At 64.2% G+C, this 13,878-nt stretch carries 18 protein-coding genes; all 18 read right to left on the bottom strand.

Features of this window, described 5'->3' with window-relative positions; genetic code table 11:
* Position 1: 1 nt before the first annotated feature.
* On the bottom strand, positions 2 to 538 hold the full coding sequence (gene rplF, locus H9639_RS07720; protein WP_191746923.1) for a 50S ribosomal protein L6: 537 nt from the start codon (positions 536 to 538) through the stop codon (positions 2 to 4).
* An 18-nt stretch (positions 539 to 556) separates the two neighbouring features.
* Positions 557 to 955 carry a 30S ribosomal protein S8 gene (gene rpsH, locus H9639_RS07715; RefSeq protein WP_066295906.1) on the bottom strand — a complete coding sequence of 133 codons (399 nt, stop codon included), beginning with the start codon at positions 953 to 955 and terminating at the stop codon, positions 557 to 559.
* Between the two features lie 83 nt (positions 956 to 1,038).
* Complete coding sequence (gene rplE, locus H9639_RS07710) at positions 1,039 to 1,608, bottom strand: 50S ribosomal protein L5 (RefSeq protein WP_066295909.1); 570 nt, start codon at positions 1,606 to 1,608, stop codon at positions 1,039 to 1,041.
* Complete coding sequence (gene rplX / locus H9639_RS07705) at positions 1,608 to 1,967, bottom strand: 50S ribosomal protein L24 (protein WP_191807526.1); 360 nt, start codon at positions 1,965 to 1,967, stop codon at positions 1,608 to 1,610. The genes rplE and rplX overlap by 1 nt, the downstream gene beginning before the upstream one ends.
* Before the next feature lie 3 nt (positions 1,968 to 1,970).
* Complete coding sequence (rplN, locus tag H9639_RS07700; RefSeq protein WP_055239356.1) at positions 1,971 to 2,339, bottom strand: 50S ribosomal protein L14; 369 nt, start codon at positions 2,337 to 2,339, stop codon at positions 1,971 to 1,973.
* A gap of 391 nt (positions 2,340 to 2,730) precedes the next feature.
* A complete protein-coding gene (rpsQ, locus tag H9639_RS07695) occupies positions 2,731 to 3,036 on the bottom strand; it encodes a 30S ribosomal protein S17 (RefSeq protein ID WP_055239355.1) in 306 nt (101 codons plus the stop codon).
* Complete coding sequence (gene rpmC / locus H9639_RS07690) at positions 3,033 to 3,353, bottom strand: 50S ribosomal protein L29 (RefSeq protein ID WP_191807525.1); 321 nt, start codon at positions 3,351 to 3,353, stop codon at positions 3,033 to 3,035. Before rpmC ends, rpsQ begins: the two co-directional genes overlap by 4 nt.
* Positions 3,354 to 3,355: 2 nt before the next feature.
* Positions 3,356 to 3,772: a 50S ribosomal protein L16 gene (rplP, locus tag H9639_RS07685; RefSeq protein ID WP_055239353.1), complete on the bottom strand. Its 417-nt coding sequence runs from the start codon at positions 3,770 to 3,772 to the stop codon at positions 3,356 to 3,358.
* Entirely contained in the window at positions 3,773 to 4,600 is an 828-nt protein-coding gene (gene rpsC, locus H9639_RS07680) for a 30S ribosomal protein S3 (protein WP_055239352.1), read from the bottom strand.
* Positions 4,601 to 4,966, bottom strand: a complete 366-nt coding sequence (gene rplV, locus H9639_RS07675) for a 50S ribosomal protein L22 (protein WP_066295929.1) — start codon at positions 4,964 to 4,966, stop codon at positions 4,601 to 4,603.
* A gap of 38 nt (positions 4,967 to 5,004) precedes the next feature.
* Positions 5,005 to 5,286, bottom strand: coding sequence for a 30S ribosomal protein S19 (gene rpsS / locus H9639_RS07670; protein WP_191746919.1), 282 nt, complete (start codon positions 5,284 to 5,286; stop codon positions 5,005 to 5,007).
* A 12-nt stretch (positions 5,287 to 5,298) separates the two neighbouring features.
* Positions 5,299 to 6,138 carry a 50S ribosomal protein L2 gene (gene rplB, locus H9639_RS07665; protein ID WP_191807524.1) on the bottom strand — a complete coding sequence of 280 codons (840 nt, stop codon included), beginning with the start codon at positions 6,136 to 6,138 and terminating at the stop codon, positions 5,299 to 5,301.
* A 30-nt stretch (positions 6,139 to 6,168) separates the two neighbouring features.
* Positions 6,169 to 6,474, bottom strand: coding sequence for a 50S ribosomal protein L23 (gene rplW, locus H9639_RS07660; RefSeq protein WP_066295939.1), 306 nt, complete (start codon positions 6,472 to 6,474; stop codon positions 6,169 to 6,171).
* Positions 6,471 to 7,085 (bottom strand): 50S ribosomal protein L4, encoded by a 615-nt coding sequence (gene rplD / locus H9639_RS07655; protein ID WP_191746918.1) that lies wholly within the window; start codon positions 7,083 to 7,085, stop codon positions 6,471 to 6,473. The genes rplW and rplD overlap by 4 nt, the downstream gene beginning before the upstream one ends.
* Positions 7,086 to 7,089: 4 nt before the next feature.
* Positions 7,090 to 7,746 carry a 50S ribosomal protein L3 gene (rplC, locus tag H9639_RS07650; RefSeq protein WP_191807523.1) on the bottom strand — a complete coding sequence of 219 codons (657 nt, stop codon included), beginning with the start codon at positions 7,744 to 7,746 and terminating at the stop codon, positions 7,090 to 7,092.
* A 16-nt stretch (positions 7,747 to 7,762) separates the two neighbouring features.
* On the bottom strand, positions 7,763 to 8,071 hold the full coding sequence (rpsJ, locus tag H9639_RS07645) for a 30S ribosomal protein S10 (RefSeq protein WP_003803825.1): 309 nt from the start codon (positions 8,069 to 8,071) through the stop codon (positions 7,763 to 7,765).
* 557 nt (positions 8,072 to 8,628) lie between these two features.
* A complete protein-coding gene (locus H9639_RS17035) occupies positions 8,629 to 8,760 on the bottom strand; it encodes a hypothetical protein (protein ID WP_263598542.1) in 132 nt (43 codons plus the stop codon).
* A gap of 32 nt (positions 8,761 to 8,792) precedes the next feature.
* Positions 8,793 to 13,712, bottom strand: coding sequence for a hypothetical protein (locus H9639_RS07640; protein WP_191807522.1), 4,920 nt, complete (start codon positions 13,710 to 13,712; stop codon positions 8,793 to 8,795).
* Positions 13,713 to 13,878: the final 166 nt, after the last annotated feature.

The raw sequence follows: 13,878 nt of genomic DNA, 5'->3' as shown, positions 1-13,878 counted from the left end.
ATTACTTACCAGCCTTTCCGACCTTGCGGCGGACAATCTCGCCGGCGTAACGAATGCCCTTGCCCTTGTAGGGGTCAGGCTTGCGCAGCTTGCGGATGTTGGCGGAAACCTCGCCCACCTGCTGCTTGTCAATGCCGGAAACGGTGAGCTTGGTGGGGCCCGTGACGGTGAGCGTGATGCCCTCCGGAGCCTTCACGGATACCGGGTGGCTGTAGCCCAGGGCGAACTCGAGGTCCGAGCCCTTGGCCTGCACACGGTAACCGGTGCCAACGATTTCCAGGTCCTTCTTGTAGCCCTCAGTCACACCGGTGATCATGTTGCTGATCAGGGTGCGGGTCAGGCCGTGGAGGGAACGGGATTCGCGCTCGTCATTGGGGCGGGCGACGGTGATGGTGTTCTCGTCCAGGGAAACCGTGATCGGGCTGGGCACAACGTGGCTCAGCTCTCCCTTGGCACCCTTGACCGTTACGTTGTTGCCATCAACGGCAACGTCGACTCCGGCGGGGACAGAGATGGGCAGACGTCCAATACGTGACATTATTCTTTCCCTTCCCTGCTACCAGACGTAGGCGAGGACTTCCCCACCCACACCCTTCTTGGCGGCCTGGCGGTCAGTCAGGAGACCTGACGACGTCGACAGGATGGCGATACCCAGGCCACCGAGCACGCGCGGCAGGTTGGTGGACTTTGCGTATACACGCAGACCGGGCTTGGAGATGCGGCGGATGCCGGCGATGGAGCGCTCACGGTTCGGACCGAACTTGAGGTCCAGGGTCAGCGTCTTGCCAACCTCAGCCTCTTCTTCCTTCCAGCCGGCGATGTAGCCTTCGGCCTTCAGGATGTCGGCAACGCGTGCCTTGAGCTTGCTGTAAGGCATGGACACGGAATCGTGGTATGCCGAGTTTGCATTGCGCAGACGCGTGAGCATGTCTGCGACAGGATCTGTCATTGTCATGTGGGCTCTAGCCCTCCCTCGTAACGGTTTCTGCTGCAGCCGCGGCTTTCCCGGTGGCGCACAGCAGACCTTTTACGTAGTAATTAATCTTCGGATTTGAACGGGAAGCCGAGCGCCTTGAGCAGCGCGCGTCCCTCGTCATCGGTCTTGGCGGTGGTGACCACGGTGATGTCCATGCCGCGTACGCGGTCGATCTTGTCCTGATCGATTTCGTGGAACATCGACTGTTCGGTCAGACCGAACGTGTAGTTGCCGTTGCCGTCGAACTGCTTGCCGCTCAGGCCGCGGAAGTCGCGGATACGCGGAAGCGCCAGGGTGACCAGGCGGTCCACGAATTCCCACATGCGGTCGCCGCGCAGAGTTGCGTGCGCACCGATCGGCATGCCTTCACGCAGCTTGAACTGTGCGATGGACTTGCGTGCCTTGGTGATCTGCGGCTTCTGGCCGGTGATCGCGGTCAGATCGCGCACAGCACCGTCAATGAGCTTGGAGTCCTTGGCGGCATCTCCAACACCCATGTTCACAACGACCTTGACGAGGCGCGGAACCTGGTTGACGTTTGCGTAGTTGAACTCGTCCTGCAGAGTCTTCTTGATCTCCGCTGCATAGCGGGTCTTCAGACGGGGAACGATCTTGGTGACGGTCTCAGTCATTAGAGGTCCTTCCCAGAGCCCTTGGCGACGCGGATGCGCACTGTGCGGGTCCGGCCGTCCTTTTCGACGGTTTCGGTGCGGTAGCCAACGCGGGTGGGCTTCTTCGTCTCGGGATCCACAACGGCCACGTTGGAAACGTGGATCGGGGCTTCAACAACCTCGATGCCGCCGGTCTTGGAACCGCGGGAGGACTGGCCAACCTTGGTGTGCTTGGTGACGCGGTTGATGCCCTCGACGAGGACACGGTTGGTCTCGGGGAAAACCTTCAGGACCTTGCCCTGCTTACCGCGGTCTCCGCCGCGCTCAGCCTTGGCACCGGTGATGACCTGAACCAGGTCACCCTTCTTGATCTTTGCCATGGTCTACAGCACCTCCGGAGCAAGCGAAATGATCTTCATGAACTTCTTGTCGCGAAGCTCGCGGCCGACCGGGCCGAAGATACGGGTACCGCGGGGGTCTCCGTCGTTCTTCAAGATCACTGCAGCGTTCTCATCGAACTTGATGTAGGAACCGTCCTGGCGGCGGCGTTCCTTCTTGGTGCGGACGATGACGGCCTTGACCACATCGCCCTTCTTGACGTTGCCGCCGGGAATTGCGTCCTTGACGGTGGCAACAATGGTGTCGCCAATGCCTGCGTAGCGACGGCCGGATCCACCGAGAACGCGGATGGTCAAGATTTCCTTGGCACCCGTGTTGTCGGCGACCTTCAGTCGCGACTCCTGCTGAATCACTTAGTACTCCTGTCGTCGCGCCGGTTCTCAGTTATTGAGCCTTGCGGAACGGATATGGGTGGACCCCGTAATACTGGTACTCAGCACCGGCCCCAAGACGGGCCGCTCTGCAGCGCAAGCCGCAGCACCATGCTGAACAAGATTATCGGGCTTTTGTCTTATTCGGCGGTGAGGAAGGGCGTCCGAAAGAGGACATGCTTCCGCACCGCACAGACAAGATTTCAAGTTTATCGCGAAAAGGCCCCGGAAACGAAATCGGATGATATCGCGGCCGGGGCCCTGACGCTGTGGACGGCGCCTGCGTGCCGGAGGAGCTGCTTTGCAGCCTCTCCCCCGGCACACGCTCCGGCCTGTTATGTGCTTTGCAGCTACTGTGCCTTACGGCTTGTAGCTACTTGGCCTTTTCGATGATCTCGACCAGGCGCCACCGCTTGGTAGCGGACAGCGGCCGGGTCTCGGCGATCAGCACGAGGTCACCAATGCCGGCAGCGTTCTGCTCGTCATGGGCCTTGCGCTTCTCGGTGCGGCGGAGAACCTTGCCGTACAGTGCGTGCTTCACGCGGTCTTCGACCTCAACAACGATGGTCTTATCCATCTTGTCCGAGACCACGTAGCCGCGAGCGGTCTTCCGGTACCCGCGGGCATCGGCTCCGTTTGCGTCAGTTGTCACTGCTGCCTCATTCTTGTTTTCGCTCATTTGGCATCATCCTCGGCAACCGCAGCTTCGGACTCCGCAGCCTTCTTCTTGGACTTCTTCTTCTCGGGGGCTGCTTCCTCAACGGGAGCTGCTGCCTCGGGACGAATTCCCAGTTCACGCTCACGCAGCACCGTGTAGATGCGTGCGATGTCGCGCTTTACGGCGCGGAGGCGGCCGTTGTTTTCCAGCTGCCCGGTGGCGGACTGGAAACGGAGGTTGAACAGCTCCTCCTTAGCCTTGCGCAGTTCTTCAACGAGACGCTCGTTGTCGAACCCGTCCAGCTGATCAGTTGCAAGTTCCTTTGAACCGATAGCCATTGCTATTCACCACCCTCGCGACGCACAATGCGTGCCTTCAACGGCAGCTTATGGATCGCCAGGCGCAGGGCCTCGCGAGCTACCTCTTCGGAAACACCGGAGAGTTCGAACAGAACCCGCCCCGGCTTGACGTTTGCAACCCACCACTCCGGCGAACCCTTACCGGAACCCATGCGGGTTTCGGCAGGCTTCTTCGTCAGCGGACGGTCCGGGTAAATGTTGATCCAGACCTTGCCGCCGCGCTTGATGTGGCGCGTCATGGCAATACGTGCAGCTTCAATCTGGCGGTTGGTTACGTAAGCAGGCGTAAGCGCCTGGATACCCCATTCACCAAAGCTGACTGCGGTGCCACCGGTTGCAGCGCCGGAGCGACCCGGGTGGTGCTGCTTGCGGTACTTGACTCGACGTGGGATAAGCATTTAAGCCTGTCCTCCTTCTGCTGCGGGGGCAGCTGCCTCAGCGGCCGGAGCCTCTGCAGCAGGCGCGGCGGCCTTGTCGCCGCGGTCGTTACGACGACGACGGTCCCCACGGTCGGCCGGGCCGCGGCCCGGACGGTCGTTGGAGCGTCCGCGGGACGGTGCAGCAGCCTGCTGTGCAGCCAGTTCCTTGGAAGTGACGTCGCCCTTGTAGATCCATACCTTCACGCCGATGCGGCCGAAGGTGGTCTTTGCTTCGAAGAAGCCGTAGTCGATGTTCGCACGGAGGGTGTGCAGGGGCACACGGCCTTCGCGGTAGAACTCGGAACGGCTCATTTCAGCGCCACCCAGGCGGCCGGAGCACTGGATACGGATACCCTTTGCACCTGCACGCTGTGCGGACTGGATAGCCTTCTTCATCGCACGGCGGAAAGCCACGCGGGAAGAGAGCTGCTCAGCAACACCCTGGGCAACAAGCTGTGCTTCCATCTCGGGGTTCTTGACCTCGAGGATGTTCAGCTGAACCTGCTTGCCGGTGAGCTTTTCGAGCTCGCCGCGGATGCGGTCTGCTTCGGCGCCGCGGCGGCCGATCACGATGCCCGGCCGTGCGGTGTGGATATCCACACGGACACGGTCGCGGGTGCGCTCGATCTCAACCTTGGCGATGCCGGCGCGGTCCATGCCGGTGGACATCAGCTGACGGATCTTGATGTCCTCGCGGACAAAGTCCTTGTAACGCTGGCCCGGCTTGTTGCTGTCAGCAAACCAGTGCGAAACGTGATCAGTGGTGATGCCGAGTCGGAACCCGTGCGGGTTTACCTTCTGTCCCACTTAACGGTCCTCCTCGTTCTTCGGGGTTGCGACTACCACGGTGACGTGGCTGGTGCGCTTGTTGATGCGGTAGGCGCGGCCCTGGGCCCGCGGCTGGAACCGCTTCATGGTGGGTCCTTCGTCAACGAATGCTTCGCTGATGTAGAGGTCACCTTCGTCGAAGGCCACGCCGTCGCGGTCCGCGAGGACACGTGCGTTGGCCATTGCCGACTGAACTACCTTGAATACCGGCTCCGAAGCTGCCTGGGGGGCAAACTTCAGAATTGCCAGAGCCTCATTCGCTTGCTTGCCACGAACAAGGTTGACGACGCGCCGGGCCTTCATAGGCGTTACGCGGATATGACGCGCAATTGCCTTGGCTTCCATTGCTTTCCTTCTCTCGTCTTCTGCCGAAAGAGCAGCGCCTAGCGGCGCTTGCCCTTGCGGTCGTCCTTCACATGGCCGCGGAATGTCCGCGTCAGAGCGAATTCGCCGAGCTTGTGCCCGACCATCGACTCGGTGACAAACACCGGAATGTGCTTACGTCCGTCGTGCACGGCGATCGTGTGGCCGAGCATGTCGGGGACGATCATCGAGCGGCGGGACCACGTCTTGATGACGTTCTTGGTGCCCTTTTCGTTTTCGGCCTGCACCTTAAGGAACAGGTGCTGGTCGACGAAGGGGCCTTTCTTCAGGCTGCGTGGCATGTTTCCAGGCTCCTATCGCTTGTTCTTGCCGGAACGACGGCGACGCACAATAAGCTTGTCGCTCTCTTTATTGGGGCGGCGGGTACGGCCTTCGCGCTTACCGTTCGGGTTGACCGGGTGGCGTCCACCGGAGGTCTTACCTTCACCACCACCATGCGGGTGGTCAACCGGGTTCATGGCGACGCCGCGGACGGTCGGGCGAACGCCCTTCCAGCGCATACGGCCGGCCTTGCCCCAGTTGATGTTGGACTGCTCGGCGTTGCCGACCTCGCCGATCGTGGCGCGGCAGCGCACGTCAACGTTGCGGATTTCGCCGGAAGGCAGACGCAGCTGTGCGAAGCGGCCTTCCTTGGCAACCAGCTGAACCGAAGCACCGGCGGAGCGGGCCATCTTGGCACCGCCGCCCGGGCGCAGTTCAACGGCGTGGATGGTGGTACCCACGGGGATGTTGCGCAGCGGCAGGTTGTTGCCGGGCTTGATGTCAGCCCCGGCGCCGGCCTCTACGAAGTCGCCCTGCTTGAGCTTGTTCGGCGCAATGATGTAGCGCTTGGTGCCATCAACATAGTGCAGGAGCGCGATGCGGGCGGTGCGGTTCGGATCGTATTCGATCTCAGCAACGCGGGCGTCGACGCCGTCCTTGTCATGCCGGCGGAAGTCGATCAGGCGGTACTGGCGCTTGTGTCCGCCACCCTTGTGCCTGGTCGTGATCTTACCGGTGTTGTTACGGCCGCCCTTTTTCGGGAGCGGGCGAACCAACGACTTTTCCGGCGTTGACCGCGTGATTTCGGTGAAGTCGGCTACGCTCGAGCCGCGGCGGCCCGGTGTAGTCGGCTTGTATTTACGGATTCCCATTATTTATTCCTCGTTAAAGTGGTCTCCGCTCTAGCTGAGCGGACCGCCGAAGATGTCGATTGTGCCGTCCTTCAGGGTGACAATCGCACGCTTGGTGCTCTTGCGCTGGCCCCATCCGAACTTGGTCCGCTTGCGCTTACCGGCACGGTTGATGGTGTTGATCGAGTCGACCTTGACGGAGAAAATCTTCTCCACGGCCAGCTTGATCTCGGTCTTGTTCGAGCGGGGGTCGACCAGGAAGGTGTACTTACCTTCGTCGATCAGGCCGTAGCTCTTTTCCGAGACGACGGGTGCAAGCACAACGTCGCGCGGATCCTTAGCGGTGGTCGCGCTCACTTGGCGTCCTCCTTGACAGTGTTCTTGCCAACGAACTCGTCGTAGGCAGCCTTGGTGAAGACCACGTCGTCGGCAACGAGCACGTCGTAGGTGTTCAGCTGATCTACATAGATCACGTGAACAGCAGAGAGGTTACGCACCGAGAGTGCAGCAACATCGTTGGCGCGCTCGATAACAACGAGCATGTTCTTGCGGTCGGAAAGTGAACGCAGCGCTTCGCGTGCGGCCTTGGTCGACGGCGTGTCGCCGGCAACCAGGGATTCCAGCACATGGATGCGGCCGTTGCGTGCCCGGTCAGAGAGTGCTCCGCGCAGGGCGGCGGCAATCATCTTCTTGGGGGTGCGCTGGCTGTAGTCGCGGGGCGTCGGTCCGTGGACAACGCCGCCACCGGTCATGTGAGGTGCACGGATCGAGCCCTGACGGGCGCGGCCGGTACCCTTCTGCTTGAACGGCTTGCGGCCTGCGCCGCTTACCTCTGCGCGGGTCTTCGTCTTGTGCGTGCCCTGGCGTGCGGCGGCAAGCTGTGCCACAACAACCTGGTGCAGCAGCGGTACGTTCGTCTGAACGTCGAAGATCGCTGCGGGGAATTCAACAGTGGTTTCGTTAGCCATGAGACTAAGCTCCCTTCACGGCGGTGCGTACGAGGACGACCTGGCCGCGGGCGCCGGGGACGGCACCCTTGATCAGCAGCAGCGACTTCTCAGCATCCACGGCGTGGATGGTGAGGTTCATCGTGGTGTGACGGACGGCGCCCATGCGGCCGGCCATCCGAAGACCCTTGAAGACGCGGCCGGGGGTGGATGCGCCACCGATCGAGCCGGGCTTGCGGTGGTTCTTGTGAGCACCGTGGGAAGCGCCGACGCCGTGGAAGCCGTGACGCTTCATAACACCGGCGAAGCCCTTGCCCTTGGAGGTGCCGGTGATGTCGACCTTCTGGCCGGCTTCGAACATCTCAACGGAGAGTTCCTGGCCCAGCTCGTAGGTGTCGGCGTCAGCGGTACGCAGTTCAACAACGTGGCGGCGCGGCGTAACGCCGGCCTTCTCGAAGTGTCCTGCCAGCGGCTTGGTGACCTTGCGGGGATCGATCTGGCCGTAGCCGATCTGGACAGCGGTGTAGCCGTCCTTCGCCGCGTCGCGCACCTGGGTGATGACGTTGGAATCAGCCTGGACCACGGTGACGGGGATGAGCTTGTTGTTCTCGTCCCAGACCTGGGTCATGCCCAGCTTGGTGCCCAGGAGGCCCTTAACCTGGCGGGTAAGTGAAGAAGACATAAGTATCTGCTCCCCCCTACAGCTTGATTTCGATGTTCACGTCTGCAGGCAGGTCAAGACGCATCAGCGAGTCAACGGCCTTAGGCGTGGGGTCAATGATGTCGATCAGACGCTTGTGCGTGCGCATTTCAAAGTGCTCGCGGCTGTCCTTGTACTTGTGCGGCGAACGGATAACGCAGTACACGTTCTTTTCCGTGGGCAGCGGCACGGGGCCTACTACCGTTGCGCCTGCACGCGTGACCGTCTCAACGATCTTCCGTGCTGATACGTCAATGACCTCGTGGTCATACGACTTCAGCCGGATGCGGATTTTTTGTCCCGCCATGGCGTCGTGCCTCTTTCTTCGAGTATTGCTCTCTGTACAGTTTTTGCCCCTGGCGGCCATGTTGGCCCCGGCGCTCCTCCAACAAGCTGAATCCGGAAGCTCCGGGTTCCTCAACCTGCCGAGGCTCCGACCCCCGCGCTCGGGCGTGTCGCAGATTCGAAACTGGCAACACCCGTACAAGAATGGGGGCGGGTCATATATGGGCTTTTCCCCTGAAGGACCGGACCCTGCGCCAGGCATTATCCTGGCCGGGACGCAATCTCAACACGCACGCAGTGCCGTTTACAGCGGCCTGCTCAGCGCGTGCGGGCACAAAAGCGCTTGAACAACTTCTCTAGTCTGCCAGATCGGACGTAAGAACGCGAATCAACCCGGCGTCCGCGCCCGATGGCTAGCAGATGACCGCTCATGCCTGCGGGATGTCTGCGGGCATGGCGCGTCATTTCCTTCATTCTAGCCCAGCCACCGGCGTGTGCCGAAAAAGGGCAGTTCCGGGAAGACCGGTTTGGCGGGGAGGGCACCGGTCAAGGGCTGGTACCGGCCGGCGCGGCGACCCGTCAGGGGCGGTCTTCCCGGTTGGCCCGCCGGATCCGCTTTGCCCGGTCTATCTCATGGGAAAAGTGCCGGCGGCTCCATATGAAGCCACCGGCGATGGCGGCGGCAATAACCAGCAGGATGAGGATTTCCATGCATCGAGCCTAGCGGAGGACCTCAGCCGGTGTCAGGAGCGGATCTCCTCCTTTTCGCGGGCTTCCTCCGGTTCGCTCCGGACACGTGCCAGCCTCCAGATGGCCAGTGCAATCAATCCGGCTGCCAGGAGCGCCAGAAGCAAAAATGTGTACCCGCGCAGGTACCAGAGCACCGCCAGCGCAACACCCGCGGCACCCCAGATGGTGAAGAGCCTGCGGCTGGCGAGAAGGCCGAAGGCGAGCAGTCCGGCATGTGCCACCAGCGCCCACAGCTGATCCCCGGCGCCTCCGGACCCGATGGTTGTCAGGCCGCTGCCGGAAAGAATCACAGCCGAGGCGCCGAGCAGGACGGTCCCCCGGGAGTCCCGCTTACGCAGATACTCCCACGCGGCCAGACCGGCGAGGATGACCGCCCAGTACTGGACCGACCAGAAGGCATCGACGGGGAAGAAGTACCAGCCCATCCGCTGAACGGCGAGGGCGGCCGGCAGAACAGCTGCCTGCGCCGCCGCCTCCCGCAGCCCGGCCGGGGCTTCCCGGACGGCGAGTCCGAGGGCGGCCAGCAGCGTCAGCGATCCGGCGAGGCCGGCATGGTTCCACTCCCCCATCGCCGGTACAGCACCGGCAACCAGCACGAAGGAAGAAGCCACACCCATAATCCGGGAGCGCAGCTGCGTCCCGGGCACACCGTCAGCCAGGGACATGAACATACGCAGTGCCTGCAGCAGGAGCGCAGCGGTCCAGACGGGCCACAAGTATCCGTAGCCGTGCGGCATCGGAGTGCTCAGAAGTGAGCGCTGGAATTCCCCGACCGCAGCCAGCGCCGCCAGGCAGAGCAGCGGCGGCACACCGGCCGCCAGCCAGGTCCGCGCGCGGGTGTAGGAAACGGTCAGGAAGACGGCTGCGAGCGCGGCGAGTGAGAGCGCCGTCAGCACCAGGCTGTCTTTAGCGGTTGCCGTGAGCAGCGCAGCTGCCGGGTAGGCCGCGGCAGCGCTGAGAAGTGCGGTGCGGACCGGCCGGGCAACCGCTGGCCGTGCTTCGCCGGTGAGGGCTGCGGCCCCGAGGGCTATCAGCAGGAGACCGGCCGCCGGGATTCCCAGGACCGGGCCCGGCAGCACACCCCCGCCGCTGAAGCGCACCAGAGCGGTCAGGAGCAGGGGCAGGACTCCGAGTGCGTAGACAGCCGGGTAGAGGAAGGGGGCTGCGCGCCAGCGGGCGAATCCGGCTACTGCCACAGCCAGGAGCAGCACCAGCAGCAGTGCCATAACGTCCCGCTGTGCCCCCGGCCCGGTGACCCATGCGTACCCCGTGTAGAAAACCGGGCAGAGTGCCAGCGCAGCCATGGTTGTCCATTGGGCAGCGGCGGCGGAGCCGATGCCCGCCAGCCGGGGTTCCAGACCGGCGCGCGCTCCCTGGGCCAGGGCCAGGACCGACGCCCCGGCAGTGAACACGCCGTGCACCCCGGCTCCGGCGTCTGCGGCGATAACGCTGGCCAGGAAGGCGGCCAGAACCTGCACACCCAGCAGATAGTGTCCACGGTTCGGCTGGTTGCGCCGCGTCACCAGGTATCCGCCGTAGGCCGCCGCCAGCAGGAGCAGGATTTCATAGCCCCGCAGCCCCAAAACACCGGCTCCGGCGAGGGCAGCCGCCGCAAATCCCGCAGCCGCGGCTGCTTCCCACCGGCCCGGACGCAGCAGCAGCGAGGTGGCCACGTTTACGCCGAGTGCGGCCCAGATCAGCGCCAGCGTCCAGCCGCTCTGCGGGTGTTCCACATACCGGGCAGCAAACACCGCTGCCAGCACCGCCACGGCAGTGGTGACCGTCAGGGCGGCCGCGTTGGGCAGCGGCGTTCCCGTCCGAATACCGGCCGCGGTGGACAGCTGGGTGAACAAGGCGGTTGCGGCTGCCATCAGAACAAGGAAAAGAAGCACACCAGTATCCACCGGACCGGAGGCCGCCGGGTAGAGGACGGGAAGGAGCGCGAGTACCAGCAGCCCTCCCCACCGGGAAGGTTCCGCCAGACCCAATGGTTCCAGCTGCCGGTGGAACACCGTCCGCAGAACCTGCGCGGCTGTGAGGGCTGCTGCCAGGGCAACGAAGAACCCGTTGACCTGCCCCGTCAGGTCTGCGGCCAACAGCGCTGCGAGGAGGGCGGCCAGCCCCTGCGCCCCCGCCAGATACGCGCCGCGGAACGCGTTGCCGTGGTCCCGGATCAGCACCACACAGTAGGCAAGGGCGGCAGCAAAGAGGAGCTGGTAGCCGCGCAGTCCCAGCAGGCCCGCACCGATCAGGGCGGCCGCAGCGAAACCGGCCGGAGCTGCCAGCGCCAGCCGGGTTCCGCGGTGCAGGACCGCAGTCAGTAAATTCGCTCCAAAGGCAGCCCACAGTCCGGCCAGCGCCAGCTCCGTCCCCGGTGCATCTGCCAGGCGAATTCCCAGCATGAGCAGCAGCACCAGAGCCGCGGCTTCGGTTATACCGCGGATAAGCACCGGTCCGGGCGCGGCGGTCCGTTTGAGCGCGAAGGCCGTGACTGTCTGTGTGGTGACAGCACTGCCGGCAGCAATGAGCAGCAGCACTGTTCCGGTATCCGCAGCGGCGTCCATGCCGAGTAGCGCGTAATAGGCCAGCGGAAGGATTGCCTGCGCCAGCAGGGTTCCCCAGTTCAGCGTCTTTCCCAGGCCTATAGCTGTGAGCCGGCGGCGGAACACGATGCGCAAAACATGCTGTGCTGCCAGCGAAAGCGCTGTGGCGATGAAGATTCCATGCACGCTGAGGTCCAGATCGGCCGCCACGAGCGCGGTGAGCAGTGTGAGCAGGACCTGACCCGCCGCCAGGTACAACGCGCGCACTGAGTGCGGTGCGAACCGCAGCACCTGGAGGGCGCAATAACCCAGCGCCACTGCCGCAAGCAGTTCATATCCCGTCAGCCCCAGAGTGCCGGCTCCGAGCAGGGCCGCAGCGACGAAACCTGCAGGTGCGGCTGCGGCCGCTTCCGGGCGGCGCAGCAGGGAGGACAGGACGTTGACGCTGACCAGGATCCACAGAGCAGTCACGGTCAGGACGGTTGCAGGTGCTTCCGCCAGGCGCAGGGCAAGTGCCAGCACAACGCTGGCACTGATTGAAAAGGCCAGCTCTCCGTTCGGGAATTTCTCTTTCCGCGCCGCTGCCCGGAACAGGGCAGAAACGGCCTGGTTCCCCGCGGCTGCCGCAAATCCGCCGGCCAGCGTCCAGGTCCACGCCTCCGCGGAGGCCCGTGTCTCCAGGACGGTGTAGAGGACGAGTGGGACCAGTACGATCCCTGCCCAGCGCGCCGCCAGGACGAATGATTTCTGGTCCTCTCCGGTGGCGCGGACGGCGCGGACCACCAGGTACCCGGTGAGTATCCCCAGAAGGAGCACCAGCGGCCACAGCGGTGCCTGCCCGCTCAACAGACGGGGAAGGATACCGAGCAACAGGGCAGCGGCTGCCGCGGTCTCCACGGCACCGCGGAACTTCCAGGCGGCAAAGCAGAGCGTGAGATGTATGAGGATCACGGAAGCGGCGTAGCCCGGCAGGTTGCCGTTCCCGCCCCGAAGGTCGAAGCCGAACACCAGGGCTGCACCGAAGCCCGCCAGGAACTGGAGTCCCAGCACAGTGGCAGTGTCCGCGAGGAACCAGCGGCCGGCCGACGGCGCCGTTGGGACGGCGGAACGGATTCCGCCGGATGCAGCCCCGGGGCCGCCAGCTAGACCAGCAGGTGCCGGCAAAGGCGCAGGGCCGCCAGATGCAGGCGCAGACGTAGGGGCGGGGCCGCCAGGCGCAGGCGCAGGCGTCGAGGCGGGACCGCCAGGCGCAGGCGTTGGAGTGGGGCCGCCGGCGCCCGCCGGTGGGATGAGGCCTGCAGCTGAACCAGCGGCTGCAGCTGCCTGGTCACCTGCGGGAGTACCGCGGCGGGGAACGTCCTGGCGCGTGGCCGCGGAGACGGCTGCGGCATACCGGCGCTCCAGCGCGAAGAGCCCTGCGGCCTGCACACCGAGCAATGCCACCGCAGCGAAAAGCGTTACCGGCACTGACTCGAAGAAGTAGTGGGCTGCTGCCACCAGCGCGGTGGTGGCTCCAGCGCGGACCCCGTAGCTGTGGACCAGCGCCTGGGCAGCGGAGCCCTGCCAGAGCAGCACGGCGTAGTACCCGGCTATGGCCAGGAACAGGACAGCCAATGAGCCCGGTCCAAGTTCCGGGGAAGTGATGACTGCAGCCACAGCGGTGGCTGGGACGAGGTACCGGTGAGCCTGCACAAATGCGTCGAGATAGACGTTCTTCAGCCAGCCTGGCCTGCGGACCGCGGCAAGGCTCACCAGTGTGGCCAGGAGAACGGTAAAGACGAAGTACCAGACGATTCCCGAGCGGACCGCTGCCCCGGAGGCGACCGCTGTGGACAGCAGGAAGGTCAGGGCCAGATAGCTGACAACGCGGCTGTCCAGCCGGGCAGCGGCGTAGGCGAAGGCAGCCGTTCCCAGCAGTGAGGTCACCAGCCAGGCCAAGACGGCATCGTGGAGGATGAAATTGTGGAGCGCCAGACCAACAACCGGTATCAATGCCAATCCGGTGCCGGTGAACGCAACGGCCGCGGGCCGCAGATTCTTCCGGCGTGAATGGATCACCAGACCGGAGGAATAAAACAGTCCAGTCAGGAGCACAATCCCGGCAAACCGGGCCTCTTCGGGGATCGCGATGCCAATAAACAGCGCCGCCGCCGCCACGAGCAGGAGGCTCGCGGAGTACAGGGTGATATTGATGTTGCGCAGGTCCCGGCGCCGTTTGTCAGCTGCCAGCTCGGCGTCGGTCTTGGGCCGTGGCGGCTCCGGATGCTGTGGCCCGTTCCCCGGCTGCAGCCGGGGAGCGGCAGGCCAGGCAGGACCGCCGGGACCGGCAGGACCGCCGGGACTGGCAGGCCCGGCTAAGACCGGCTGCACCCCATGCTGCCGGCGGCCAACGCCGGGGGTTTGTGCCTGGAAAGGAGCATAAGCCGGGTGTGCGGCCGGCGGGACCTGAGCGGGAGGCCGGGCGGGTGCGTGGGGTGGAGCGGACTGCCGCTGCGGTGCCCACGCCGAAGGCGTGGCAGCCGGTGTGCCTGCAGCG

It is taken from the genome of Arthrobacter gallicola (assembly GCF_014836775.1).
GTDB lineage: Bacteria > Actinomycetota > Actinomycetes > Actinomycetales > Micrococcaceae > Arthrobacter_B > Arthrobacter_B gallicola.
Note: the sequence above shows the minus strand (reverse complement) of the source record. Positions and strands in the feature narration are given on the sequence as shown.

Coding starts and splice junctions, on each gene's coding strand:
- rplP (WP_055239353.1), bottom strand. CDS start 3,772: ATGCTTATCCCACGTCGAGTCAAGTACCGCAAGCAGCACCACCCGGGT.
- rplX (WP_191807526.1), bottom strand. CDS start 1,967: ATGGCAAAGATCAAGAAGGGTGACCTGGTTCAGGTCATCACCGGTGCC.
- rplC (WP_191807523.1), bottom strand. CDS start 7,746: ATGTCTTCTTCACTTACCCGCCAGGTTAAGGGCCTCCTGGGCACCAAG.
- rplB (WP_191807524.1), bottom strand. CDS start 6,138: ATGGGAATCCGTAAATACAAGCCGACTACACCGGGCCGCCGCGGCTCG.
- rplV (WP_066295929.1), bottom strand. CDS start 4,966: ATGGAAGCCAAGGCAATTGCGCGTCATATCCGCGTAACGCCTATGAAG.
- rplF (WP_191746923.1), bottom strand. CDS start 538: ATGTCACGTATTGGACGTCTGCCCATCTCTGTCCCCGCCGGAGTCGAC.
- rpsQ (WP_055239355.1), bottom strand. CDS start 3,036: ATGAGCGAAAACAAGAATGAGGCAGCAGTGACAACTGACGCAAACGGA.
- rplE (WP_066295909.1), bottom strand. CDS start 1,608: ATGACTGAGACCGTCACCAAGATCGTTCCCCGTCTGAAGACCCGCTAT.
- rpsH (WP_066295906.1), bottom strand. CDS start 955: ATGACAATGACAGATCCTGTCGCAGACATGCTCACGCGTCTGCGCAAT.
- H9639_RS17035 (WP_263598542.1), bottom strand. CDS start 8,760: ATGGAAATCCTCATCCTGCTGGTTATTGCCGCCGCCATCGCCGGTGGC.
- rpsS (WP_191746919.1), bottom strand. CDS start 5,286: ATGCCACGCAGCCTGAAGAAAGGCCCCTTCGTCGACCAGCACCTGTTC.
- rplD (WP_191746918.1), bottom strand. CDS start 7,085: ATGGCTAACGAAACCACTGTTGAATTCCCCGCAGCGATCTTCGACGTT.
- rpmC (WP_191807525.1), bottom strand. CDS start 3,353: ATGGCTATCGGTTCAAAGGAACTTGCAACTGATCAGCTGGACGGGTTC.
- rpsJ (WP_003803825.1), bottom strand. CDS start 8,071: ATGGCGGGACAAAAAATCCGCATCCGGCTGAAGTCGTATGACCACGAG.